This window comes from Serratia sp. L9 (genome assembly GCF_050632285.1).
In the GTDB taxonomy this organism is placed as follows: domain Bacteria; phylum Pseudomonadota; class Gammaproteobacteria; order Enterobacterales; family Enterobacteriaceae; genus Chania.
The window spans coordinates 1645800-1669163 of record NZ_CP192591.1 but is presented as its reverse complement, the minus strand read 5'-3'; the positions used below and the strand labels follow the sequence as shown (position 1 = coordinate 1669163).

Genomic DNA, 23364 nt, shown 5'->3' with positions numbered 1-23364 from the left:
GTATACGTGATTTTTAGCCACGATTCCTGCGCATCATCATGGCGAAAAAGGATTAATCTCTGGGCTGCAAACTGGATAGTTGATGGTGAAAAGCGTAGGGTAAAACCAGGTATTTTAGCGAGGTAACAGCATGGCAAAGCGCATTCAATTCTCCGCCGTCGGCGGCCCGCAAGTACTGCAGTATGTTGATTTTACTCCTGCCGACCCTGCCGCTGGCGAGGTTCAGGTTGAGAATAAAGCTATTGGTATCAACTATATCGATACTTATGTCCGTAGCGGCTTGTATTCTCCAGCTCAGTTTCCTAGCGGGTTAGGCACTGAAGCTGCCGGGGTTGTCATCAAGGTTGGAGCAGATGTCAGCGCAGTCAAGCCCGGCGATCGTGTGGTTTATGCCCAATCTGCACTGGGTGCCTATAGCGAAGTTCACAACGTGCCGCTGGAAAAAGTGGCGATCCTGCCGGATAACCTGAGTTTCGAGCAGGGCGCAGCCTCTTTCCTCAAAGGCCTGACCGTGCATTATCTGCTGCGTCAAACCTATGAGGTTAAGCCTGGTGAAATATTCCTGTTTCATGCCGCAGCCGGTGGCGTTGGGTTGATAGCCTGCCAATGGGCCAAGGCGCTGGGGGCCAAACTGATTGGCAGCGTGGGCTCAGACGAGAAAGCCGAACTGGCAAAACGTGCTGGGGCTTGGGCCACCATCAATTATCGCCAGGAAAATATCGCCCAGCGCGTAGCGGAACTGACTAACGGTGAGAAAGTCAACGTGGTGTATGACTCGGTAGGGAAAAGCACCTGGCAGGATTCCCTGAACAGCCTTAAACGCCGCGGATTGATGGTCAGCTTTGGTAACGCATCTGGCCCGGTTACTGGCGTCGATCTGGCGTTGTTGAACCAGAAAGGTTCGCTGTATGTCACCCGCCCTTCCCTCAATGGCTACATCACCACCCGCCAGGAGTTACAGTATGCCAGCAATGAGCTGTTCTCGTTGATCGGTAGCGGTGCGATTAAGGTTGAGGTAAAGCAGGAACAGAAGTTTGCGCTGGCAGATGCGCAACGGGCACATCAGGTGCTGGAAAGCCGCAAAACCAGCGGCTCCAGCCTGCTGATCCCCGGGCTTTAGGCAAAAGAAAAGGGCCCCGTAAGGAGCCCTTTCCAGATACAGCACTTTGTAGGGGTAGAGCAGAGTCCGCTAGAGATGGGGGTTGCTTTTGCAACACTATTATCAGCTCTCGCGGTGATGAAATCATTAGCATCACTGCTGCGGGAGCCATCCTAGCAGCCGCAAAAAGTAAAAAACATGCTTAATGTGCCGCATTCGCATTTAAAACATCAGGTTGTGATCCCTGCCGCATTAAGAAAGTAACCCGGTGCATTAATTTCAGCGTGACTGACTGAAAATTCAGCAGAAAATATCAATAACGGCGTATCTGCGGTTTCTGCATTGAACGGTATATCCACACGCCGACCACTGCCAGGATCAGCCAGGGCAACAACTTGATCACCATGGCAAACAGTCCGCCTAACAGCATAAAGGCCGCGGCCGCAAACAATGCAGCTATCACACCCAGCAATGAAATACCGGTTACCATCAACATGATGACAAAACCAATAATAAAGAAGAGTTCCAACATAGAGGGCTCCTTGGCTAAACAATGTCTCTGCATTGCTATTTACAAGAAGCGTGCCAACTTGGCAGTGAAGATAACCTGTTGAAATGCTATAAAAAGGGCACCAGATCCCGTGGCGCCCTTAGTCAAAAAAACCAACTTTTAGTCAATTTTTTTGCAGATTACGCCAATTCGGTACGCGGTGATCGTACCAACGCCAATGCTTGCTCAACGGTACGCACGTCGGCGCCCGGTTTATGGGCATTCTCGCTCAGGTGGCGGCGCCATTGCCGTGCTCCAGGAACCCCTTGGAACAGGCCGAGAATATGTCGGGTGATATGGCCCAGATAGGTTCCATTCGCCAGTTCACGCTCGATGTAGGGATACAGCGATTCGATAATCGCCACGCTGTCCAGAACTTCGGTCTGAGAGCCGAATATTTCGCTATCGACCCGCGCCAGAATGCCGGGATTTTGATACGCCTCGCGGCCCATCATCACCCCATCCAGATGCTGCAGGTGGTGTTTCGCCTCTTCCAGAGTTTTCACCCCACCGTTGATTGCAATGGTCAACGCCGGGAAATCACGTTTCAACTGGTAGACTCGCGGGTAGTCAAGTGGCGGCACTTCACGATTCTCTTTCGGGCTGAGGCCGGACAGCCAGGCTTTACGGGCATGAATGGTGAACATATCGCATTCACCCCGCCCCGCCACGGTGGAGATGAAATCACACAGAAATTCATAGCTGTCCTGATCGTCGATGCCAATTCGGGTTTTCACCGTCACCGGGATCGACACCACATCGCGCATGGCCTTGATACAATCGGCAACCAGAGTGGCTTGCCCCATCAGGCAGGCACCAAACATACCGTTCTGTACCCGATCAGACGGGCAACCTACATTGAGATTGATCTCATCATAACCACGCTGCTCGGCCAATTTGGCACAGTGCGCCAATGCCGCTGGATCGCTGCCACCCAGCTGCAGCGCCACAGGATGTTCCTCTTCGCTATACGCCAGATAGTCACCTTTACCGTGGATAATCGCGCCGGTGGTCACCATCTCGGTGTACAGCAGGGTTTCCTTGCTCAGTAAACGATGGAAATAGCGGCAATGACGATCGGTCCAGTCGAGCATCGGCGCGATGGAAAAACGATTAGCAGCGTATTTGTTGGTTCCGCTTGGCTTTTGCACTGATTTGGCAGGGATTACTTTTTCCTGGTTTTGGTTCATGTTCGCTCGTTCTATGTATTTTCTCATTCTTCCCCACGCTGAAAGCCCCTTCTGTCTATGGAGGGCCGGAGCTATAGGGGGAGACGCATGACTTACTATAACATAGAGCAGCGAACGAAGTCTGACCGGGCATAGGCGGTGAAAGCGCGGGGGAATGCATCTGCATAAAAATCATATAGTCATAATGCATTCAGTAAAATATTTGCTGATACGGAACAACGGCATCTTGGTGCTGTGATGGAACCTATATAGGTTAACGCTGGCCGATTGAGCTTATATTTAAAATAGAATGGGCTAAAAATCGAAACAAATTCCTATTTTTTTGCGCTCACTTGTCTTGTTACCCGCGTTTCAAGATAATCTTGCCACCATCATTGGGATGGAATATTGATAGCAGGATGCTCTATGAAAAAGTTAATTTTTATTTTCAGTATGTTAGCCATTTCCTCCTCTGCTTTAGCGGGTGAGATGACTGATACTTGTAAAAAATACGTAGAAGAAGTTGACGCATTAATCGTGAAAGGCTCTGAAAATGAAGCTGCCAAGCCCCAGATGGATGCGTTAAAAACTCAGATGGAAGAAGCCAAGAAACAAATTTCTGCGCTGCCAGAAGCCCAACAGGACGCTTCTTGCAAGCAAGGGATTGATATGATGAGCCAGATGAAAGCCTCCATGGGCATCAAGTAAGTTTTTAGTCGTTATCTCTACGGGCCTCATCCGCCCGTATTCGAATAAAGCCCCTCATAAAAGCCAGCCCTTTCCAAGGACCCATTTTTTATCCAGATAATTTTTCAATAAAATAACCCTGGATAAAGAGCTTAAAGGCTAACAAATTAATTAATGGTGCAGGTCATTAATTCTTGTAATACCGTTCTCTGCGTTTATCTGTAAACACTCATTACCAACGCATGGGTATACTCGCCAGCCTATTCCACTAATCCCTGGCGAGCTTAGAGAATTACGCCAATTCTCGGATCACCCGGCACGGTTGTCCCAGCGCCAATACGTTAGCCGGGATATCGTCGGTGACGATGCTGCCTGCGCCAACGGTGGTACCATCGCCAATAGTCACTCCGGGCAGGATCACGACGTTGCCGCCAATCCAGACGTTGCTGCCAATGACCACCGGCTTGGCCGAAGTGCGAAACGGGAAAGCAGGATCACCGGTAAACCGTTCGCTGGCCTTGAGAGGATGGCTCGGCGTATAAATCTGTATGTTCGGCCCAATCAGCGTGTTATCGCCAATAGTGATGGTATTGCAGTCGAGAAAAACCGCATTCACGTTGATAAAACTGTTCCTGCCGATACTGATATGCTGGCCGTAATCGCACCAGAACGGCAATTCTATCCAGCTTTCATCACCCCAGGCAGCAAACAGTTCACGCAGCAGGCATTTCTTCTCTTCTGCCTGCAGCGAGTCGAGCGCAGCCAACTGTTTCGTCAGGCTCCGCGCCCGGTGGTACATGGCAATCAATTCATCATCACGGCTGTTATACAACTCACCACGCAACAATTTCTCTCTTTCTGTCATCCTCAAGCTCCTGAAAAGGGTTTGGCTCGGCTACGGGTTATACCGCCGCGCTACCCAGTGGCCTATACCAGAAAGCCGCAAAGATGATTTACTCCGGCAAAACAGTACTGGATCGTGAGATACCTCTCATTTCTGACACAGTTAACCGGTTCATGCCGCGTAATCCTGGGAAAACAGGGCAACCCTCGGCGATTGCACTTAAACATGATAAAATCAGTTTCTTTGCGTACCGGGATAGTGCTATGAACCCAACCAACCAGCAAAAGCTACTCGCGCAGGCGGAACGGCTCTGTCAGCAACGTAACGTGCGGCTGACACCGCAACGGCTGGAAGTGTTACGCCTGATGGCTGAGCAGCCCGGTGCCATCAGCGCTTACGATCTGCTGGATCTGTTGCGCGTAGCGGAACCACAAGCCAAACCCCCACGGTTTACCGCGCGCTGGATTTCTTGCTGGAACAGGGTTTTATTCACCGCGTGGAATCAGCCAACAGCTATGTGCTATGCCATCACTTCGAGCAACCGATGCACACCTCGGCATTGTTTATCTGCGATCGTTGCGGGCAGGTGACAGAGCGCACCACCGAAGGGGTAGAAGATACGTTGAAGAAACTCGCGCTGGAGTCAGGTTTTGTATTACGTCACACCGTGGTAGAAGCCCACGGCCTGTGTTCGGCTTGCATAGAAGTAGAAGCTTGTGAGAACAAACACGATTGCGACCATGATCACAGCATTGTGATAAAGAAAAAATAAGCGGATGGTCTAAGAGGACGGGTACATCCTTGTTCCCGCAGCCTTGGCATCAGGGGATAACTGCCAAGGCCGGATGGTGCCGTAGCGCCGCGATTATGGGCGGCTCATCGCGCTACCAACGATACTTGCTGTGATCTTCCCAGGCTTTAACTTCCTTCTCGGCTACCTCTTTCTGATAACCATAGCGTTCCTGGATTTTACCGACAAGCTGTTCACGTTTCCCTTCAATGACAGTCAGATCGTCATCGGTCAACTTGCCCCATTTTTCCTTCACTTTACCTTTAAACTGCTTCCAGTTACCGTCGGCTTGATCTTTGTTCATAATCTCTCCGTTACCAGTGTTAGTCAGTTTTAGATAAATCTGGCTGGGCTTAACTGAATAAGATTTGAGGGTAATAAATGCACCCTGTTGCCAATTAAGCGCGGGCTTAATTCGCCAGCCACGTGATTAACTATAGCGGTTAATCACGCATCCAGCCAAAATCACAGCATTAAACATGGATAGGAAAAATCTTAATAGCAAAAAACTCTGCTAAAACAGGGAGAAAAAGCCCTGAAAACATCGACAGCACTTGTAACAAAATATAAATTCCGCACCAGATCCATCAGTTAATCTGATAAATACGCAGAATACCTATCTGCCACTCACCGGGGATTGGAACCAGGTGCCTTGCACGCTATGACGATGCCATATCCAACCCAAAGCGGCCCCGCGTAATGCTAAAAACACTGCCAACGCCAACCATAGACCGTGGTTGCCCAGCACCGGCAGGGTGAACAGAGTCAGACCATAGCCTGCAGCAGCCACCGCCATACTGTTGCGCATTTCTGCGCCACGGGTGGCACCAATAAACATGCCGTCCAGCAGATAGCACCAGACCCCTACCAGAGGCAGCACCACCTGCCAAGGAAGATAATGATTTGCCAAGGCACGCAGTTCTGGCAGCGAGGTTAAACCCGCGATAATCTGCTGCCCGGCAAAGATATAAATGACGGCAAAACCACAGGCTACCAGACCCGCCTGACGGCAGGCAGCACGCCATACTTTCTGCAATTGGCGACTGTCCCGTGCGCCATAGGCATGGCCGGAGTGCGCCTCTACCGCATAAGCAAAACCGTCCAGGGCATAGGCGGTAAAAGTCAGCAGATTCATTAGCACCGCATTCACCGCCACCACTTCCCCCCATGCGCGCCCCTAAAATGGTTAATGAAGCAAAGCACAGTTGGAGTAATAGCGACCGCAGCATAATGTCACGGTTAAGTGCCAGCAGGCGGCGCAGATTACCGCGCCAGGCGGTACGCAACATCGCCAGTGAGATACCCCGCAATCGCAGAACCCGCCATGAAAGCCACAACCCCAGCAACAGCGTAGCGTACTCGGCAATCACCGTGGCAGCGGCGGCGCCCTGCACATTCCAGCCCAGCCCCATCACCAGCCAGATATCCAGCACAATGTTCAGCAGGTTACCGACAATCAGCAAGGTTACCGGTGCACGCACGTACTGCACGCCAAGCAGCCAACCGAGCAGCACCATATTGGCCAATGCCGCCGGGGCGCTAAGCCAGCGGATCTCCAAAAACCGTTTTGCCTGCGCCAACACTTCCCGATCGCCACCGACGATGTTCAATGCCAGGGTGATCAGCGGGGTGCGCAACAATACAATTACCAACCCGGCCACTAACGCCAGCAATAGCGGCTGCATAAAAGCACGGGCCAGCCGCTGCGGATCCTTTGCCCCCAACGCCTGTGCCGCCAGCCCGGTGGTGCTCATGCGCAGGAACAACAGCAGCATAAACAGAAAGCTGGTCGCCATCGAGCCTACCGCCACTCCGCCCAGATAGACCGGGCTGTCGAGATGACCGATGACAGCGGTATCCACCAGACCTAGCAAAGGAACGGTAATATTGGAAAAAATCATCGGCAGTGCCAGACGCCACAGAGCCTTGTCGGCATCACTGGTGAAGGCTGAAAGCAGGCGCATAGCAATATGTTCCGTAACTAGATAAATAGAGGGTAGTGCAGAAATGACATCGCCCCAGAGCTGGGGCGATATACCCATTGATTATCAATGGGTAGCGGTACTGGGAGTTATGTTTAGATCCAGTCGCCGTTGCGGATCACACCCACCGCCAATCCTTCGATTGTGAAGTTCTGCTGACGCAGATCGACCACAATCGGCTGAAATTCGCTGTTTTCTGGGAGTAGTTCAACGACATTACCGTGTTTTCTCAAACGCTTGACCGTGACCTCATCTTCAATACGTGCGACAACCACCTGCCCATTACGCACATCCTGAGTTTTATGCACTGCCAGCAGATCGCCGTCCAGAATGCCGATGTCACGCATTGACATGCCACTCACGCGCAACAGGAAATCGGCGTTAGGCTTAAACAATGAGGGATCCACTTTATAGTGCCCTTCAATATGTTGCTGTGCCAGCAGCGGCTCACCAGCAGCCACCCGGCCTACCAGCGGCAAACCCTCTTCGTCTTCCATCAGCAGGCGGATGCCGCGTGAAGCGCCGGAGATGATTTCGATCACGCCTTTACGAGCCAGCGCCTTCAGGTGCTCTTCTGCAGCATTTGGTGAACGGAAGCCCAGACGCATTGCGATCTCGGCACGCGTCGGTGGCATGCCCGTTTGCGAAATATGATCGCGAATCAGGTCGTAGACCTCTTGCTGCCTGGTAGTTAGTGCTTTCATTCCGCCCCCTGTTTGTTTATACAGTCTTGCTGTGAGTATATACAGGTAAGTCTGGATTGGGAACCGAAGAATAAATAAAAATCAGGGATTAGCGCGCCGGTTCGCAACATTAATAGCTTCATTTTCAAACAAAATGCTGCCAAAGCACCGATCCCCAGACAAACAGCGCCAGAATAATCGCCAGCATGACTGCCGCCGACCCCATATCCTTTGCCCGCCCCGAAAGTTCGTGATATTCCGACCCCACGCGATCGACAATCGCCTCAATGGCGCTGTTGAGGATTTCGACAATCATCACCAGCAGCACCGATCCGATCAATAAAATGCGCGCTATGGCACCCACATCCAGCCAAATCGCCAGTATGATGGCCACCACGGTTGCGACCAGTTCCTGGCGGAATGCAGCTTCGTTCTGCCAGGCCGCGGTTAATCCTTTATATGAATAGCCCGCAGCTTTAATGATGCGTGTCAGGCCGGTTGCTTGATTTGCCATGTTTAATCTCAAAAGGTGAGTCATAATTCGAATGTGTATTTCCATTGCCACTTCAGGCGCTGGATTTGCCAACACCACAGATCTGCTACCCGGTTTCTGGTATGCTTGCGGCGCATTGCTAACAAGAGGCTACACGTTGTTATGTCAGGTTGGCGTAAAATCTATTATAAATTATTGAATTTACCACTAAAACTGTTGGTAAGAAGTAAGGTTATCCCTTCAGACCCGGTAACGGAGTTAGGGTTGGATCCCTCACGGCCGATTCTGTACGTTTTACCTTATAATTCCAAGGCAGATTTGCTCACCATGCGCGCCCAGTGCCTGGCGCAGGATTTGCCCGATCCCCTTAACCCGCTGGAAATCGATGGCACCATACTGCCAAGCCACGTGTTCATCCACGATGGCCCACGCGTATTCCGCTATTACACACCGAAAGAAGAATCGGTAAAACTGTTCCACGACTATCTGGATCTGCACCGCAGCAATCCGGATCTCGATATCCAGATGTTACCGGTGTCGGTCATGTTTGGCCGCTCACCGGGCCGCGAAGGCCACGGCACGCCGCACTTGCGCCTGCTGAACGGTGTGCAGAAATTCTTCGCCGTATTGTGGCTGGGGCGCGACAGCTTTGTCCGTTTCTCCAACACCGTTTCCTTGCGCCGCATGGCGACCGAACACGGCACAGATAAAACCATAGCGCAGAAACTGGCACGCGTGGCACGTATGCACTTCTCACGTCTGCGTCTGGCCGCCGTTGGGCCTAGTCTGCCAGCCCGCCAGGATCTGTTCAATAAGCTGCTGGCTTCCAAAGCGATTGAAAAAGCGGTCGAAGACGAAGCGCGCAGCAAGAAGATCTCGCACGAAAAAGCCCAACAGAACGCTATTGCGCTGATGGAAGAGATTGCAGCCGATTTCTCATATGAAACGGTGCGCCTCTCCGATCGCGTGCTGAGCTGGACCTGGAACCGGCTGTATCAGGGTATCAATGTCACCAACGCCGAGCGCGTGCGTCAATTGGCGCAAGATGGTCACGAAATAGTCTATGTGCCTTGCCACCGTAGCCATATGGATTACCTGTTACTGTCCTACGTGCTCTACCACCAAGGCCTGGTGCCACCGCACATTGCTGCGGGGATTAACCTGAACTTCTGGCCTGCCGGGCCAATCTTCCGTCGTCTGGGCGCCTTCTTTATCCGTCGAACCTTCAAAGGCAACAAACTCTATTCCACCGTTTTCCGCGAATATCTCGGCGAGCTGTTCACCCGTGGTTATTCGGTAGAGTATTTTGTCGAAGGTGGGCGTTCCCGCACGGGTCGTCTGCTGGAACCGAAGACCGGTACCCTGTCGATGACTATTCAGGCCATGCTGCGCGGGGGCACTCGTCCTATTACGCTGGTGCCGATTTACATCGGTTATGAGCATGTAATGGAAGTGGGCACTTACGCCAAAGAGCTGCGTGGGGCGACCAAAGAGAAAGAGAGCCTGCTGCAGATGTTGCGCGGCTTGCGTAAGCTGCGCAATCTGGGTCAGGGCTACGTGAACTTTGGCGAGCCATTGCCGCTGACCTCGTATCTTAACCAGCATGTTCCGCATTGGCGCGAGTCCATCGACCCCATCGAAGCACAACGTCCAAGTTGGCTGACGCCCGCGGTCAACGATCTGGCGGCGCAGATTATGGTGCGTATCAACAACGCCGCCGCTGCCAACGCCATGAACCTTTGTTCAACCGCGCTGCTGGCCTCACGCCAGCGTTCGCTCACCCGTGAGCAGTTGCTGGAGCAGTTGGATTGCTACATGCAACTGATGCGCAATGTGCCTTACGCGCGCGATGTCACCGTACCGACACAAACGCCGGACCAGTTACTGGATCACGCTTTGAACATGAACAAGTTCGAAGTGGAGAAAGACAACATCGGCGATATCATCATTCTGCCGCGCGAGCAGGCCGTGCTGATGACGTACTATCGCAACAACATCCATCACATGCTGGTTCTACCGTCACTGATTGCATCTATTGTTATGCATCATCGCCGCGTATCCCGTACAGAACTGTTACGCCAGGTCAGCCTGATTTACCCAATGCTGAAAGCAGAACTGTTCCTGAGTTACGAAAAAGAACAACTGCCAGAAGTACTGCAGCCGCTAATCGATGAGCTGGCACGCCAGCAGTTGATTTGCGATAAAGGGGATGATCTGGTGCTGAATCCGGCGCGTATCCGCCCACTGCAACTGTTGGCGGCCGGGGTGCGTGAAACCTTGCAGCGCTATGCCATTACCATGTCGATCCTCAGTGCCAACCCAAGCATCAACCGTGGGGCATTGGAGAAAGAGAGCCGCATTATGGCCCAGCGTCTGTCGGTACTGCACGGCATCAACGCGCCAGAGTTCTTTGACAAGGCGGTGTTCTCCACACTGGTGGCGACGCTGCGCGAAGAAGGTTACATCAATGATATTGGCGATGCGATCCGCGAGCACACCATGGAGGTTTACAACATGTTGAGCGATCTGATCACGCCAGAAATCAAACTGACCATCGAAAGCGTCAGCATGCCGGAAGAAACCAGCGCGCCACCGGTAGCGGTAGAAGAGACAAAAGAAGACGAGTAATCAGCAGGCTTCAACCAATAAGGCATCCGATGGATGCCTTATTTAATCAGACATAGTTGAGCGCAATACCGATAAACAGCACCAGACCAACGTAGTTGTTATTCAGAAAGGCACGGAAACAGGCGTCGCGATCGCGGCTGGCCACCTGCTTTTGCTGGTGGATAAACAGAGCCCCAGCCAACAGCAGCGACCAGTAAAACGCCATACCCAAGTGCATCAGGTAACCGACCCACAGCATCAGCAACAGCGTAGCAAACTGCAGCAACCCAACAATCAATTTGTCATAGCGGCCAAACAGCACGGCAGTAGATTTGATGCCAATCTTCACATCGTCATCCCGGTCAACCATGGCGTACAGAGTATCGTAGGCCACCGTCCAGCAGATGTTGGCCAGAAACAGCAGCCAGCAGCTCAGAGGTAACGACTCGCTGACGGCGGCATAGGCCATCGGGATCGACCAACCAAAAGCAGCCCCAAGCACCACCTGCGGCAGATTGGTTACTCGTTTCATAAACGGGTAAACCCAGGCCAGAGCCAAGGCCGCCAGTGACAGCCAGATGGTCATGGCATTCAGGGTCAGTACCAGCGCAAAAGAAATCAGCACCAGCGAGACAAACAGAATTTTGGCTTCTTTCTCGCTAACGCGGCCACTTGGTAACGGACGGCCTGCGGTACGCTTCACATGCCCATCAAATTCGCGGTCGGCATAGTCATTAACCACGCAGCCTGCAGCACGCATCAAAAAACACCGAGCACAAAAACCAGCAACACCGGCAGCGAAGGTATCCCTCTCCCTGCCAGCCACAAAGCCCACAGCGTGGGCCACAGCAACAATAGCGCGCCGATGGGTTTATCAATGCGCATCAAATGGGCATAAGCCTGCCATTTGCTTTGAATCACGCTCACTTCCAAGATTTTTTCTCCCCTAATTATGCCGGGAACCTCTTTTCCACCGCATACAGTGGAGAGTCCGGTAAAAACAGTTCAGTCAGCAGCAGAGGCTTGCCGGCCAGGCGCAGACGGGAACGCCTCGCCCATAAACCTTTCTGCTGACCTATGTCGATATAATCACGGGTCAGATTATTGCTGCTGAACAGATAACGGCCCAGCGGCAAGGTGCCCAGATCTACCAGCGCTTGATCAGGCCCGCTCAGGGTTTCTTGCGGGATCACGGTGCGCCCCAGCAACCAGGGTTGGTCATCACCCAGCAACACAATCTCACGCAGCCAATAGCGCTCACTGTAGGGTAGATGCGCCGCCTCTTCGGGCAACCGATCGCGGGTGACGAAGCACTCGCGCTGTGGTTCAACATGCACGCGGCCACAGTGGCGCTCAAAACGGCGGGTCATGGAACCCAGCTCCATCAGCCAATCGCTGACGGTGGCAGGTATTGGGGAATGCTCAGCTAACCACTCAATGGGCGGCAGGATAGAATCCTTGGTGCCAGACATTGCTTCACTCCATGCAGGAAACCGCAGCGGGCTGACAGCTCCAGACAATACAAATCGTTAACAGATGGCCATTGTAACGCAGAAATTCGAAAGCGGCAGACTGATTCGTGGTGAAATCCGTGGGGTTTTAACTGGAAGGTCGTTGGTAAAACAAAACCAGAGTCACACATTCTGGGATAAAAAAGGTGCGCCGAGGCGCACCAATCATCAAGCCAGCATTGGCAGCGTGGGGGTTACCCCTTGCCTTTCACACTCCCAATAAACGTTTCTCGCGCGGTGGTAGAACCCAGTTTTTCAGCCTCATTCATCAGTTTCAGTGCTTTATCGATATCGCCCGCCTTAACCGCCTGTTTGATACCGTTATTGAAATAAGCCTCGGTGTCGTTGAGCATCGGCTCTGCCGGAGCGGCAGCTACCGGCGCTGGTGCGGCAGTGGCCGGTGCAGCAGAACCCACCACGACCGGTGGCGTTGCCGGAGCTGGTTGCAACATACCGATCATGATATTGCTGCTCCCTTGCTCAGCCGTCACTTTCAGCTTCAGCAAACCATAGGGGCTGTGACTGGCGACCGGATCCGGAATATCCGGCACCGCGTTACCCACCCCTTGCGCATAAGCTTTAGCTGGGTTCGTCAACATGGTGGTTTTGGCCAGATCCTGTTCAGTGGTGTACACCAGCATATAAATCTGTTTCTGACCCAGCGCCGGGGTCAGTTTTAACGTGCCTTCCAGCCGATCGGCAGACATTACGCCCGGCGGCTGATAAGCGAAATAACTACTCGGATAATAGGCGGCTGGCCGCAGATGCTCATCCAGCACCAATACGCTCGGCGCATAGATGGCGTTTTTATTGGCCAGGCTGCTCATTTTTATTTCCAACGCACCGCGATCGGCGGGTAGCGTAAAGGCCGCAACGGCCCCCTGGATTTGCCCCTGATTAATTTGCGGGCTGACATTATTCAACTCCACATCCTGGCTGATTGGCGGCACTAATGGTTGCCATGGCAGGCTTTGCAGGGTGGCACTACTGATGGCTGGAGCTACAGAAACGTTGGCCGGCGTATCGGCATTGGCGGCTAGCGGTGCTCCGATAGTCAACGCCAGAGACAGGCAGAGTGACAGCAGATTCTTTTTCATTGTTATACCCTCTCGCTTAGAGCGTGTATTCCGGTGGTGGGCAGGCAAGAGCACCGCAACCGGTGAAACAGGAGAGGGAAGGCGTGCAGGCGCCTTCCCGTCATGCTTTTATTACCACCAGATTTCCATCTGGGCACCGAAGGTAACTTCGCTGTCTTTACCACGGCTGAAGGTATGCGTGCTGGTGTCGTTATAGGCAGTACCTGCGTTATAACCGACGCCAGAATCGTTGTTGGCATAACCCCACTTCTCGTCCCAGTTGGCGTAGGTAGCGAAGACACGGATAGCCGGACGTGACCAGATGCTGTTACCCGCCTGCCACTGTTGCGCCAGAGTGACTTTATATTGGCCGTTGCGATCGCCGGTACGCTGGGATTTCACGTTGTCATAACCGGCTTCCAACAAGGTACTCATGATTGGCGTCCATTTGTACATCGGACGTATGCCCACGGTGTACCAGGTGGTGCCGTTGTCATTGTCGCGGTTGATATCCTGATACATGGCAACGTACATCAATGCCCAATCGTCATTGAAGTCGATGGCGCCGTGATCCAACACGCGGATCATCTTGCCGTTGTCATCAATGGTAGAGCCCTGGCTACGACCGTTATTTTGAGCGGTCATGGAGTCGGTGGCATATTGCACAGTAAATTTGTTATAGCCGTTCAGGATGCTTTGAGTATGTTCCGCAGTAAACAGCCAACCGTCTTTGCTTGCCCCGTCGGCCAGGTGGTAGCCATCTTGCTCATTGGCACGGCCATAATCCACACCCAGTTCCAACGTACCGCCTGGGTTCAGCTCAAGACCCGCCAAACGCAAGTCGTAGGTATCGTTGACGGTTGGACGCTCATCACGTTGGTTATCGATATAGCCTAAAGAACCACCGGATTCGGTGTTACGGGTCACGGCAGCAGACAGCTTACCGAAGCCCAGATCGATATTTTCCAGACCGGCACCTGGGCCAGAGATATCCCAGTAGTAGAAGTCGATCATATGGACGTCATGGCGCTGGTAGAAACGTTTACCGGCCCACATGTTGGCACCTGGCAATGCGTCAATCAGGTTTTTACCCTGCACGTTCGCTTCACGGAAGGCCGGGCTGGTAGACTCCCAGTCATTCTGCTGTGAGACGGAATAAGCCACGTTAGTGTCGAAATAGAAGCTCTTATCGCCCTCTTTCCACACTTCCTGGCCCAGTTTGATTTCAGCATAGGTTTCACATTCGTTACCGAGACGGTATTTGCTGCTGGCACCGGTAGTCTGGAAACATTGTTGTTCACCGCCGCTCCCGGTCCAACCGATACCGGAACGCGCATAGCCGTGGAAATCTACCGCCATGGCTTGTGATGATAAGACACCGGCGGCGACAGCCAGTGTCAGAGGAAGTTTGCGCAGAGTAGTCATCATTATTCTCCAGTTATACAGACCTTGATGCTTTAAACGCCCGGTTCCAGATGCAGCCGTTTGCACGCCGTACCGTCCTCGCGGAACAGATGACAGCGGTGCGGCGGCAGGCCGATTGCGAATGTTGCACCTTCTTCTACCAGCACCACGTCGTTCTGGCGGTAAACCAGGTTTTGACGAATTGCCGGGATTTGGATGTGGATTTGCGTCTCGTTACCGAGTTGCTCCACCACCTGAACCTCGCCCATCAATGCCACTTCTGATTCGGAGCTCGGTAACAGATGTTCTGGGCGGATGCCCAACGATAGATTGGCCCCAACCTCAATGCCCTGGCCTTCAACAGGCAGCCACACCAGTTGGCTATTGGGCATCGGCAGTTCAACCTGCACGCGTTGAGGTTCCACACCGGTGACTTTCACCGGCAGGAAATTCATTTTTGGTGAGCCGATAAAACCTGCGACAAAACGGTTGGCTGGATAGTGGTACAGCTCCAGCGGCTTGCCGATCTGGGCAACGCGCCCAGCGTCCAGCACCACGATTTTGTCGGCCAGCGTCATCGCTTCGACCTGATCATGGGTGACGTAAATCATGGTGCGCTGCAGACGTTTATGCAGGCGTGAGATCTCAATGCGCATCTGCACGCGCAGCGCGGCATCCAGGTTGGAAAGTGGTTCATCCAGCAGGAATACATCAGGCTCCGCCACCAGCGTACGGCCAATCGCCACACGTTGGCGCTGCCCGCCGGACAGGGCTTTCGGGCGACGATCCAGTAAATGCGCCAGTTGCAGCACTTCTGAAACCTGGTTGACACGCTGGGTGATTTCCGCTTTCTTGGCCCCGGCCAGCTTAAGACCGAATGACATGTTGTCTGCCACGGACAGATGCGGGTACAGCGCATAAGACTGGAATACCATGCCAATGCCGCGCTCAGATGGCGGCACTTCATTCATGCGTTTTTCACCGATAAACAGATCGCCGGAGGTAATATCCTCCAGCCCGGCAATCATACGCAGCAGCGTCGACTTGCCGCAGCCTGATGGCCCGACAAACACCACGAACTCACCGTCATCGATAGTCAGATTGACGTCTTTTGAAATCACAACCTCGCCAAAGGCCTTATAAACGCTGTGCAGTGTGACGCTAGCCATGCGTTACTCCCTGCTTTCGCAGTCAATATTCCGTGTAAAAATGGCGGATGCAAAACCCGCCAATGCCCATTGATGACCCTCTTGCTGCGCGCCGTACTGCCATGCCAAAGGAGTGGTCGCCTCAGACGGCGCGGCCGGCTGAGTATAAGGCTGCAGGTTAATAAGAGCTTCAAGGCATTGATCCTGATGAGTAATAAGTAAGCGAAGCACGCCATTTTCCTGGCTGACCAGGCTCAATTCCCCGTTCTGGATCACCGATAACTGGCGCAGGGCAAGCAGGGCTTGGCAGTAACGTAAGGTTGAATTGCTGTCGTGCTGTTGGCGGCTGATAGCCAAAGCGCGATGTTCAATAGCTACCTGCTGATACCAGTGGATTTCCCCGGCGGTGACCTGTTCCGGTGCTTCATGCCAAGGCATCGGCGTTTGCGCGCCACGGGGTTCCTGCAGGCTCGCGGCATGGGGTAGCCCCAGTTCTTCGCCCTGGAACAGGCAGATCGGTGCAGGCAGCAGCGCCAACAGGGTCAAATAGGCCTGGGCAGATCGCAGGTCACCCTGCCCCCAGCGGCTGACGACCCTTGGCTGATCGGCCTCCCCGGTGCTCCAGACGTTTTCAGCCAACCGGCTGCGATGAGCATTCAATACCGCCACCAGCTTCTCTGTACTGAATGGCACCACCTCCAGCGCCAGCGCACTGCGTGCATAGTGCTGCCCCGGCGCGGCACTACGGCAGATACGGTTAGTCCCTTCACCGTGCCAAAGCGCCAACCCGTGGCCAGCCAATTCCGCCCCAGTTTCCGGTGACAACGCCTGTGGTAACAGCAGGCCATCCACAGTCAGCGTTTTCAGATACGGCAATGCCGCCATCATGCCCTGCACATCACCCACACCATCGCCGTTTCCATCGCGGAAACTGACCGGATGGATCCGGTACAATGTTGGGTGAGTGGCGGTACGCATCGGCAACATAAATCCAGGTTCCTGAAGCTCTTGACGGAGAAAAATCAATGTTGCCGATAGTGAGGTAATGCCAGGAAGGGGTAATCATCCGTAACAGGATTTTTCATGGGGGAGGAGATGGGAGGATGAGAGAACGACGGTACCCGGCGAAAGTTCCCTGCATAAGTCAAATCTGTGATCTTACTTGCAAAAATAGCCCCCCTTTTTGTGGCTGACGCCACAGAATAGGGCACTTTGCTAGCTGGATCACACTACTCAGGGCAGGGGCGTAGAGAGGGGGAGGATGAGAATGTATCAGGTTGTGACCCACTATGAGCGCGAAACCGCTCTCCTTACCGCAGTGCCCACAGAAGGATTGGATTATGAATCGCAGAATGACAACAACCGTACGCCGGCTTGCGCTTTCAACATTAGCAACGCTGGTGCTCTCCTCCTCTGCCTTCGCCAAAATAGAAGAAGGCAAACTGGTTATCTGGATCAACGGGGATAAAGGCTATAACGGCCTGGCCGAGGTGGGTAAAAAGTTTGAGAAAGACACCGGCATTAAAGTGACCATCGAACACCCGGACAAGCTGGAAGAGAAGTTCCCGCAGGTTGCTGCCACCGGTGATGGCCCGGATATCATCTTCTGGGCTCACGACCGTTTCGGCGGTTATGCACAATCTGGCCTGCTGGCAGAAATCCATCCTTCCCAAGCTTTCCAGGAAAAAATTTACCCCTTCACCTGGGATGCAGTACGCTTTGACGGCAAGCTGATCGGCTACCCGATCGCGGTTGAGGCCCTGTCGCTGATTTATAACAAAGACCTGATCAAAGACGCGCCAAAGACTTGGGAAGAGATCCCGGCACTGGATAAAGAACTGCGGGCCAAAGGCAAGAGTGCCATCATGTGGAACCTGCAAGAGCCGTACTTCACCTGGCCAATTATCGCCGCCAATGGCGGTTATGCCTTCAAGTTCGAAGATGGCAAATACAACGTCAAAGACGTGGGTGTAGCGAATGCCGGTTCACAGGCTGGCCTGCAGTTCATTGTCGATCTGGTTAAGAACAAGCACATCAACGCCGATACCGATTATTCCATTGCGGAAGCCGCCTTCAACAAAGGCCAGACGGCGATGACCATCAACGGCCCATGGGCCTGGACCAACATCGAGCAAAGCAAAATCAATTATGGCGTTACGCTGTTGCCAACCTTCCAGGGTAAACCTTCCAGGCCTTTCGTGGGTGTTCTGACTGCCGGTATCAACGCCGCCAGCCCGAACAAAGAACTGGCGACCGAGTTCCTGGAAAACTACCTGCTGACCGATCAAGGCCTGGCTGATGTTAACAAAGACAAACCTTTGGGTGCCGTCGCGCTGAAATCGTTCCAGGAACAACTGGCGAAAGATCCGAAGATTGCCGCCACCATGCAGAACTCGCAAAACGGCGAAATCATGCCAAATATCCCGCAGATGAGTACCTTCTGGTATGCGATGCGTAGCGCCGTGATCAACGCCATTACTGGCCGCCAGACGGTGAAAGCCGCCCTGGAAGATGCTCATACCCGTATCACCAAGTAATACCCGGGCAATGCGCGGGCTACCCAGCCCGCTTTTGCCCTGCTGTGCGGGATGCAGTCGGCATCCCGCGGTAATACCCCTGAAAGGAACACCCTATGCAATTAGCTCACGCCGGTTCCGCCGCGCGAAAAAATCGAAGTGGTGGCAAAGTGACATACTGAAATGGCTGGTCGTCGGCCTGTTCAGTCTGTTTACCTGCTATCTGATTGTGTTGATGTATGCACAGGGAGAATATCTGTTTGCCATTTTGACGCTGGTATTGGTCAGTGCCGGGCTCTATGTGTTCGCCAACCGCCGCGCTTATGCCTGGCGCTATGTCTATCCTGGTGTCGCCGGTATGGGGCTATTCGTCCTGTTCCCGCTGATTTGCACCATCGCTATCGCCTTTACCAACTACAGCAGCACCAACCAACTGACTTTTGAACGTGCACAATCGGTGCTGATGCAGCGCCAGTTCCAGGCTGGCAAGACCTTTACCTTCGGTCTGTATCCGGCAGAAAACCAACAGTGGCGCCTGCAGTTAACCCACCCGGACACCGGCCAATTGCTGATTTCCACACCGTTCAGCCTCAACAGCAGTGAATCGCAAACGCTGAAACTGGCGGTGGAAAGCGCTGAACCTGCCGGGGAGCGTGCGACGTTAAGGGTGATCACCCAGAACCGCCAGGCCCTGAGCCAGATTGTCGCCACCTTGCCAGAGGGCGGCGAGCTACGCATGAGCTCTCTGCGCCAGTTCTCCGGCACCAGCCCGTTATACCGGCTTGCCGAAGATGGTAAAACGCTGGTGGATAACCGGACCCAGGTGCAATACCGCCCCAACTCAGACACCGGTTTTTATCAGGCCATCAATGCTGAAGGCAATTGGGCTACCGACACCCTCAGCCCTGGCTTCACCGTCACCATCGGTTGGAAAAACTTCTTACGCGTGCTGAACGATGAAGGTATCCAGAAACCATTCGTCTCCATCTTTATCTGGACCATTATTTTCTCGGTGATGACCGTGATCCTCACCGTCGCCGTTGGTATGGTGCTGGCCTGCGTGGTGCAATGGGAGGCGTTGAAAGGTAAAGCGGTGTATCGGGTGCTGCTGATCCTGCCCTATGCCGTGCCTTCGTTTATCTCCATTTTGATTTTCAAAGGGCTGTTCAACCAGAGCTTCGGTGAGATCAACCTGATGCTCAGCGCACTATTTGGCATTAAACCAGCCTGGTTCACCGATCCCATCACCGCCAAAAGCATGATCCTGATCGTTAACACCTGGCTGGGGTATCCGTACATGATGATCCTGTGCATGGGCCTGCTCAAAGCGATCCCCGACGATCTGTACGAAGCCTCGGCGATGGACGGAGCCAGCCCGATGCAGAACTTCTTCCGCATCACCTTCCCACTGCTGATCAAGCCGTTAACACCGTTGATGATTGCCAGTTTTGCCTTCAACTTTAACAACTTCGTGTTGATCCAACTGCTGACCCGCGGTGGGCCGGACATGATTGGCACCACCACACCGGCCGGTTATACCGACCTGTTGGTGAGCTATACCTACCGCATCGCCTTTGAAGGCGGCGGTGGCCAGGACTTCGGGCTGGCGGCAGCCATTGCCACGCTGATCTTCCTGTTAGTAGGCGCACTGGCGATCTTGAACCTGAAAGCCAGCAAGATGAACTTTGACTAAGGGAGAACGATGATGGCCATGGTGCAACCCAAATCCCAGCGCGTACGCCTGTGGATCACCCATATTCTGATGTTGAGTTTTATCGCCCTGATTATGTTCCCATTGCTGATGGTAGTGGCGATCTCCCTGCGCTCCGGTAACTTTGCTACCGGTAGCCTGATCCCGGATCAGATCTCCTGGGATCACTGGCGGCTGGCGCTGGGGATGAGCGTCACTCACGCAGACGGCAGCGTTACCCCACCGCCTTTTCCGGTGCTGCTATGGTTATGGAACTCAATTAAGGTTGCGGCGATCACCGCCGTGGGCATTGTGACGCTCTCCACCACGTGTGCCTATGCGTTTGCCCGCATGCGCTTTCGCGGTAAGAGCACTTTGTTGAAAAGCATGCTGATCTTCCAGATGTTCCCGGCGGTGCTGTCTTTGGTGGCGTTGTATGCGTTGTTCGATCGCCTGGGACAATACATTCCATTTATCGGCTTGAATACTCATGGCGGCGTTATTTTTGCCTATATGGGCGGCATTGCACTGCATGTCTGGACAATAAAAGGCTACTTCGAAACCATCGATAACTCGCTGGAAGAAGCCGCCGCGCTGGACGGAGCTACGCCATGGCAAGCGTTCCGCCTGGTGTTGCTGCCGCTCTCGGTGCCGATATTGGCGGTAGTGTTTATTCTGTCGTTTATCGCGGCGATCACCGAAGTGCCGGTGGCCTCATTGCTGCTGCGTGACGTGAACAGCTACACCCTGGCAGTGGGGATGCAGCAATATCTGAATCCACAAAACTACCTGTGGGGTGACTTTGCCGCCGCCGCCGTACTGTCCGCCATCCCGATCACCGCGGTATTCCTGCTGGCGCAGCGCTGGTTGGTGGGGGGGTTGACCGCCGGTGGAGTGAAAGGTTAATTATGTGCCGGGCTCGCCTGGGCCCGCTGAGCGTAAGGTTTTCGTTTAGGCCACTGCAATACGTTTGATGTACTTGGTTTCTCTCTGATCGATACCTGTGTCTTTGGCGGCCTGCGCGGGCCGCCATTTTTATGCTTTATTCTCGCTTCAACCGATCGGTATTGGCCAGGTACAAAGTGATAACCAATACCAATATCGCCCCGGAATAAATCAGCGTATCGAAAGGATTCTCATGATCAACGATGATCAGGCGAATAATCGCGGTGATCCCAATATAGATAAAATAACGCAGTGGAAAGTGATATCCCGACTCAAAATACTTGACTATCAGGGCGATAAATTCGAAGTAGAGAAAATAGATCACAATTCCCTCTATCAGTTGATATGAAGAAGATTCCTCATTGCTAACAAATAATACCTTCGCCAGATGGAAAGTTTCCTTGATTAAAAAAACCACCAGAATCGCAGCCAGCAATAGCAAACCCACGTTCAGAACCCGCTGTAACCCTTTCGCTATCATCAATGAGCGTGACGTTTTTGCCATGAGAACTCCTATCAATCAATCACATATAATTTTAGATGATTTATAATAAGCTTTATCCTAAAGTTGCCCCAGTTCTATTTCCCTGAATTAATCCCTTTACTTTCAAGTTGTTGAAGAAATTCGTTACGCTTGTATATATTTGTAGCAAATTGAAATGTCCTCTATCATGGGGGCAGATTCTGGCACAATGCCTATAAATTCCAGTCATTAAGAAAGGAACTTTCATGCAAGCTAAACTTCACGCACTGGTAGCAGCAGGCCTTTTCACCTGTTCGTTCGCCAGTTATGCCGGCGGACTGGTCACTCCTGATAATGATTTACGTAATGATCTCGCCTGGCTATCCGATCGTGGTGTGATTAACGTCAGCTTGTCTACCTGGCCACTGAGCCAGGAAGAGATCAATTCGGTATTGGCCCAGGCCAAACCAGTGACCAATACCGAAAAGAACATCATCGACCGCGTACAACGCCGCGTTGGTGATTTGAAAGCCAATATCCGCGTGAGCGGCTATGCCGCCACCGACAAGCCAGGTACGCCACAAGGCTTTGGTCAAAACCAGTATGCCGATAGCAGCCTGACCATCGGAGCAGGTGCTAACGGTGAATTCTGGGATGTGCGCCTGCAAGGTTCTGTAGAAGGCGATCAGCGCATCACCGATGGTTCCAAGTTCAATTTGAATGGTTCTTACGGTGCGATCAAAGTGTGGAACCAATGGCTGTCATTTGGTGAAGTCTCCCAATGGTGGGGCCCTGGTTATGACGGTAGTCTGATCCGCTCCGACGCCGCCCGCCCAGTAGCTGGTTTTATGCTGCAACGTGCCGATCAATCGCCGTTTGAAACACCCTGGCTGTCCTGGATTGGCCGCTGGCAGTACCAGATCACCGCTGGCCAACTGTCACAATATACCGCAGTTCCAGACACCAAACTGTTTGGCGGGCGCTTTACTATGATGCCAACCAATTTCCTTGAGCTGGGTGCATCTCGTGTCATTATGTGGGGTGGCGAAGGGCGTCCACAATCTTGGCACTCCTTCTGGGATGCCTTTGTCGGTAATGATAATACTGGCGACAGATATAATGACCCTGGTAACCAGCTTGGGGGCTTTGATTTTAAACTTAAGCTCCAGCCTCTAATTGGTATGCCTGTTAGCCTTTATGGTCAGATTACCGGTGAAGATGAAGCGGGGATGTTGCCATCCCACAACGCATATCTGGTTGGGTTAGAAGGCCATCCAGAATGGGGTCCGACCATCATTAACTGGCATATTGAAGGGACAGATACGCGCTCGAACGGCAAAGCGAATAATGTAATGTATACCCATTACATCTACAAAGACGGCTACTACCAGCAGGGTTACCCTCTGGGCCACGCCATGGGCGGTGACGGCCAGATGCTGTCTGGCCGCGTAGAGCTGGTGCTGGACGATAACCAACGCTGGAGCACCCGTTTGGTCTATGCCAAGGTCAATCCAAACAGCCAGAGCATCAACCAGGCGTTCCCGAAATCCGACACGCTGAAAGGCATTCAGTTGGGCTGGGGCTATACCTTCCCGCACCAGGTGAAGTTTGATACCAGCCTGTGGTACACCGATAACAACCACAGCACCGCCGATGACGTGGGTGCCGGTGTCAGTATGGAAGTGCCGATTAATCTGTGATGCCCAC

Annotated in this window: 20 protein-coding genes and 3 pseudogenes; 8 read left to right on the top strand and 15 right to left on the bottom strand. The window is 53.0% G+C overall.

The features are described from left to right. Positions 1-130: 130 nt before the first annotated feature. A complete protein-coding gene (locus tag ACQ86O_RS07845; protein WP_431224763.1) occupies positions 131-1120 on the top strand; it encodes a quinone oxidoreductase in 990 nt (329 codons plus the stop codon). A gap of 292 nt (positions 1121-1412) precedes the next feature. Here the strand turns inward: ACQ86O_RS07845 and pspG are convergent, their stop codons facing one another. Both pspG and dusA read right to left on the bottom strand, forming a co-directional pair. Beyond that, positions 1413-1631, bottom strand: a complete 219-nt coding sequence (gene pspG, locus ACQ86O_RS07840; RefSeq protein ID WP_431224762.1) for an envelope stress response protein PspG — start codon at positions 1629-1631, stop codon at positions 1413-1415. A gap of 158 nt (positions 1632-1789) precedes the next feature. Further along, positions 1790-2839: a tRNA dihydrouridine(20/20a) synthase DusA gene (gene dusA, locus ACQ86O_RS07835; RefSeq protein WP_431224761.1), complete on the bottom strand. Its 1050-nt coding sequence runs from the start codon at positions 2837-2839 to the stop codon at positions 1790-1792. Between the two features lie 405 nt (positions 2840-3244). Here dusA and ACQ86O_RS07830 point away from each other — a divergent pair, with 405 nt between their 5' ends. Continuing rightward, positions 3245-3526 carry a DUF5339 domain-containing protein gene (locus tag ACQ86O_RS07830; RefSeq protein ID WP_431224760.1) on the top strand — a complete coding sequence of 94 codons (282 nt, stop codon included), beginning with the start codon at positions 3245-3247 and terminating at the stop codon, positions 3524-3526. Positions 3527-3797: 271 nt separating this feature from the next. Here the strand turns inward: ACQ86O_RS07830 and ACQ86O_RS07825 are convergent, their stop codons facing one another. After that, positions 3798-4370, bottom strand: a complete 573-nt coding sequence (locus ACQ86O_RS07825) for a sugar O-acetyltransferase (RefSeq protein WP_431224759.1) — start codon at positions 4368-4370, stop codon at positions 3798-3800. Positions 4371-4612: 242 nt separating this feature from the next. On the opposite strand from ACQ86O_RS07825, the pseudogene zur reads away from it, so the two are divergent. Next, a pseudogene (gene zur, locus ACQ86O_RS07820) lies at positions 4613-5121 on the top strand (zinc uptake transcriptional repressor Zur). Positions 5122-5233: 112 nt separating this feature from the next. On the opposite strand, the gene ACQ86O_RS07815 reads toward zur, so the two are convergent. From ACQ86O_RS07815 to ACQ86O_RS07800, 4 genes and pseudogenes are all read right to left on the bottom strand, one after another. Then, positions 5234-5443: a CsbD family protein gene (locus ACQ86O_RS07815; RefSeq protein WP_431224758.1), complete on the bottom strand. Its 210-nt coding sequence runs from the start codon at positions 5441-5443 to the stop codon at positions 5234-5236. A gap of 312 nt (positions 5444-5755) precedes the next feature. Further along, a pseudogene (gene dinF / locus ACQ86O_RS07810) lies at positions 5756-7103 on the bottom strand (MATE family efflux transporter DinF). A gap of 113 nt (positions 7104-7216) precedes the next feature. Further along, positions 7217-7825: a transcriptional repressor LexA gene (gene lexA, locus ACQ86O_RS07805; protein WP_431224757.1), complete on the bottom strand. Its 609-nt coding sequence runs from the start codon at positions 7823-7825 to the stop codon at positions 7217-7219. Positions 7826-7949: 124 nt separating this feature from the next. Continuing rightward, a complete protein-coding gene (locus tag ACQ86O_RS07800; RefSeq protein ID WP_431224756.1) occupies positions 7950-8318 on the bottom strand; it encodes a diacylglycerol kinase in 369 nt (122 codons plus the stop codon). A 141-nt stretch (positions 8319-8459) separates the two neighbouring features. On the opposite strand from ACQ86O_RS07800, the gene plsB reads away from it, so the two are divergent. Then, entirely contained in the window at positions 8460-10925 is a 2466-nt protein-coding gene (gene plsB / locus ACQ86O_RS07795; RefSeq protein WP_431224755.1) for a glycerol-3-phosphate 1-O-acyltransferase PlsB, read from the top strand. 46 nt (positions 10926-10971) lie between these two features. On the opposite strand, the gene ubiA is transcribed toward plsB, so the two are convergent. The 7 genes and pseudogenes from ubiA to ACQ86O_RS07760 form a co-directional block, all read right to left on the bottom strand. Next, on the bottom strand, positions 10972-11730 hold the full coding sequence (gene ubiA, locus ACQ86O_RS07790; protein WP_431224754.1) for a 4-hydroxybenzoate octaprenyltransferase: 759 nt from the start codon (positions 11728-11730) through the stop codon (positions 10972-10974). Beyond that, complete coding sequence (locus ACQ86O_RS07785) at positions 11664-11825, bottom strand: hypothetical protein (RefSeq protein WP_431224753.1); 162 nt, start codon at positions 11823-11825, stop codon at positions 11664-11666. Before ACQ86O_RS07785 ends, ubiA begins: the two co-directional genes overlap by 67 nt. 29 nt (positions 11826-11854) lie before the next feature. Beyond that, positions 11855-12376 carry a chorismate lyase gene (gene ubiC, locus ACQ86O_RS07780; RefSeq protein WP_431224752.1) on the bottom strand — a complete coding sequence of 174 codons (522 nt, stop codon included), beginning with the start codon at positions 12374-12376 and terminating at the stop codon, positions 11855-11857. A 233-nt stretch (positions 12377-12609) separates the two neighbouring features. Then, positions 12610-13512 (bottom strand): maltose operon protein MalM, encoded by a 903-nt coding sequence (malM, locus tag ACQ86O_RS07775; protein ID WP_431224751.1) that lies wholly within the window; start codon positions 13510-13512, stop codon positions 12610-12612. A 111-nt stretch (positions 13513-13623) separates the two neighbouring features. Beyond that, positions 13624-14919, bottom strand: coding sequence for a maltoporin (locus ACQ86O_RS07770; protein ID WP_431224750.1), 1296 nt, complete (start codon positions 14917-14919; stop codon positions 13624-13626). Between the two features lie 29 nt (positions 14920-14948). Continuing rightward, complete coding sequence (gene malK / locus ACQ86O_RS07765) at positions 14949-16064, bottom strand: maltose/maltodextrin ABC transporter ATP-binding protein MalK (protein WP_431224749.1); 1116 nt, start codon at positions 16062-16064, stop codon at positions 14949-14951. Further along, positions 16057-17021: pseudogene (locus tag ACQ86O_RS07760) on the bottom strand (alpha-amylase family glycosyl hydrolase). The gene malK and the pseudogene ACQ86O_RS07760 overlap by 8 nt, the downstream one beginning before the upstream one ends. A gap of 362 nt (positions 17022-17383) precedes the next feature. On the opposite strand from ACQ86O_RS07760, the gene malE reads away from it, so the two are divergent. Genes malE through malG form a run of 3 tightly spaced genes read left to right on the top strand, consistent with a single transcriptional unit; the run spans position 17384 to position 21155 of the window. After that, on the top strand, positions 17384-18580 hold the full coding sequence (gene malE / locus ACQ86O_RS07755; RefSeq protein ID WP_431224748.1) for a maltose/maltodextrin ABC transporter substrate-binding protein MalE: 1197 nt from the start codon (positions 17384-17386) through the stop codon (positions 18578-18580). Continuing rightward, positions 18555-20252: a maltose ABC transporter permease MalF gene (malF, locus tag ACQ86O_RS07750; RefSeq protein ID WP_431224747.1), complete on the top strand. Its 1698-nt coding sequence runs from the start codon at positions 18555-18557 to the stop codon at positions 20250-20252. The genes malE and malF overlap by 26 nt, the downstream gene beginning before the upstream one ends. Before the next feature lie 12 nt (positions 20253-20264). Then, positions 20265-21155 (top strand): maltose ABC transporter permease MalG, encoded by an 891-nt coding sequence (malG, locus tag ACQ86O_RS07745; protein WP_431225677.1) that lies wholly within the window; start codon positions 20265-20267, stop codon positions 21153-21155. A gap of 136 nt (positions 21156-21291) precedes the next feature. Here malG and psiE read toward each other — a convergent pair whose 3' ends face one another. Then, positions 21292-21699: a phosphate-starvation-inducible protein PsiE gene (psiE, locus tag ACQ86O_RS07740; RefSeq protein WP_431224746.1), complete on the bottom strand. Its 408-nt coding sequence runs from the start codon at positions 21697-21699 to the stop codon at positions 21292-21294. Between the two features lie 224 nt (positions 21700-21923). On the opposite strand from psiE, the gene ACQ86O_RS07735 reads away from it, so the two are divergent. Beyond that, positions 21924-23357 (top strand): capsule assembly Wzi family protein, encoded by a 1434-nt coding sequence (locus ACQ86O_RS07735; protein ID WP_431224745.1) that lies wholly within the window; start codon positions 21924-21926, stop codon positions 23355-23357. Positions 23358-23364 lie beyond the last annotated feature (7 nt).

Coding starts and splice junctions, on each gene's coding strand:
- ACQ86O_RS07815 (WP_431224758.1), bottom strand. CDS start 5,443: ATGAACAAAGATCAAGCCGACGGTAACTGGAAGCAGTTTAAAGGTAAA.
- ACQ86O_RS07735 (WP_431224745.1), top strand. CDS start 21,924: ATGCAAGCTAAACTTCACGCACTGGTAGCAGCAGGCCTTTTCACCTGT.
- dusA (WP_431224761.1), bottom strand. CDS start 2,839: ATGAACCAAAACCAGGAAAAAGTAATCCCTGCCAAATCAGTGCAAAAG.
- malE (WP_431224748.1), top strand. CDS start 17,384: ATGAATCGCAGAATGACAACAACCGTACGCCGGCTTGCGCTTTCAACA.
- ACQ86O_RS07845 (WP_431224763.1), top strand. CDS start 131: ATGGCAAAGCGCATTCAATTCTCCGCCGTCGGCGGCCCGCAAGTACTG.
- psiE (WP_431224746.1), bottom strand. CDS start 21,699: ATGGCAAAAACGTCACGCTCATTGATGATAGCGAAAGGGTTACAGCGG.
- malK (WP_431224749.1), bottom strand. CDS start 16,064: ATGGCTAGCGTCACACTGCACAGCGTTTATAAGGCCTTTGGCGAGGTT.
- malG (WP_431225677.1), top strand. CDS start 20,265: ATGGCCATGGTGCAACCCAAATCCCAGCGCGTACGCCTGTGGATCACC.
- ACQ86O_RS07830 (WP_431224760.1), top strand. CDS start 3,245: ATGAAAAAGTTAATTTTTATTTTCAGTATGTTAGCCATTTCCTCCTCT.
- ACQ86O_RS07800 (WP_431224756.1), bottom strand. CDS start 8,318: ATGGCAAATCAAGCAACCGGCCTGACACGCATCATTAAAGCTGCGGGC.
- malM (WP_431224751.1), bottom strand. CDS start 13,512: ATGAAAAAGAATCTGCTGTCACTCTGCCTGTCTCTGGCGTTGACTATC.
- ACQ86O_RS07825 (WP_431224759.1), bottom strand. CDS start 4,370: ATGACAGAAAGAGAGAAATTGTTGCGTGGTGAGTTGTATAACAGCCGT.
- plsB (WP_431224755.1), top strand. CDS start 8,460: ATGTCAGGTTGGCGTAAAATCTATTATAAATTATTGAATTTACCACTA.
- pspG (WP_431224762.1), bottom strand. CDS start 1,631: ATGTTGGAACTCTTCTTTATTATTGGTTTTGTCATCATGTTGATGGTA.
- ubiC (WP_431224752.1), bottom strand. CDS start 12,376: ATGTCTGGCACCAAGGATTCTATCCTGCCGCCCATTGAGTGGTTAGCT.
- lexA (WP_431224757.1), bottom strand. CDS start 7,825: ATGAAAGCACTAACTACCAGGCAGCAAGAGGTCTACGACCTGATTCGC.
- ACQ86O_RS07770 (WP_431224750.1), bottom strand. CDS start 14,919: ATGATGACTACTCTGCGCAAACTTCCTCTGACACTGGCTGTCGCCGCC.
- malF (WP_431224747.1), top strand. CDS start 18,555: ATGCTCATACCCGTATCACCAAGTAATACCCGGGCAATGCGCGGGCTA.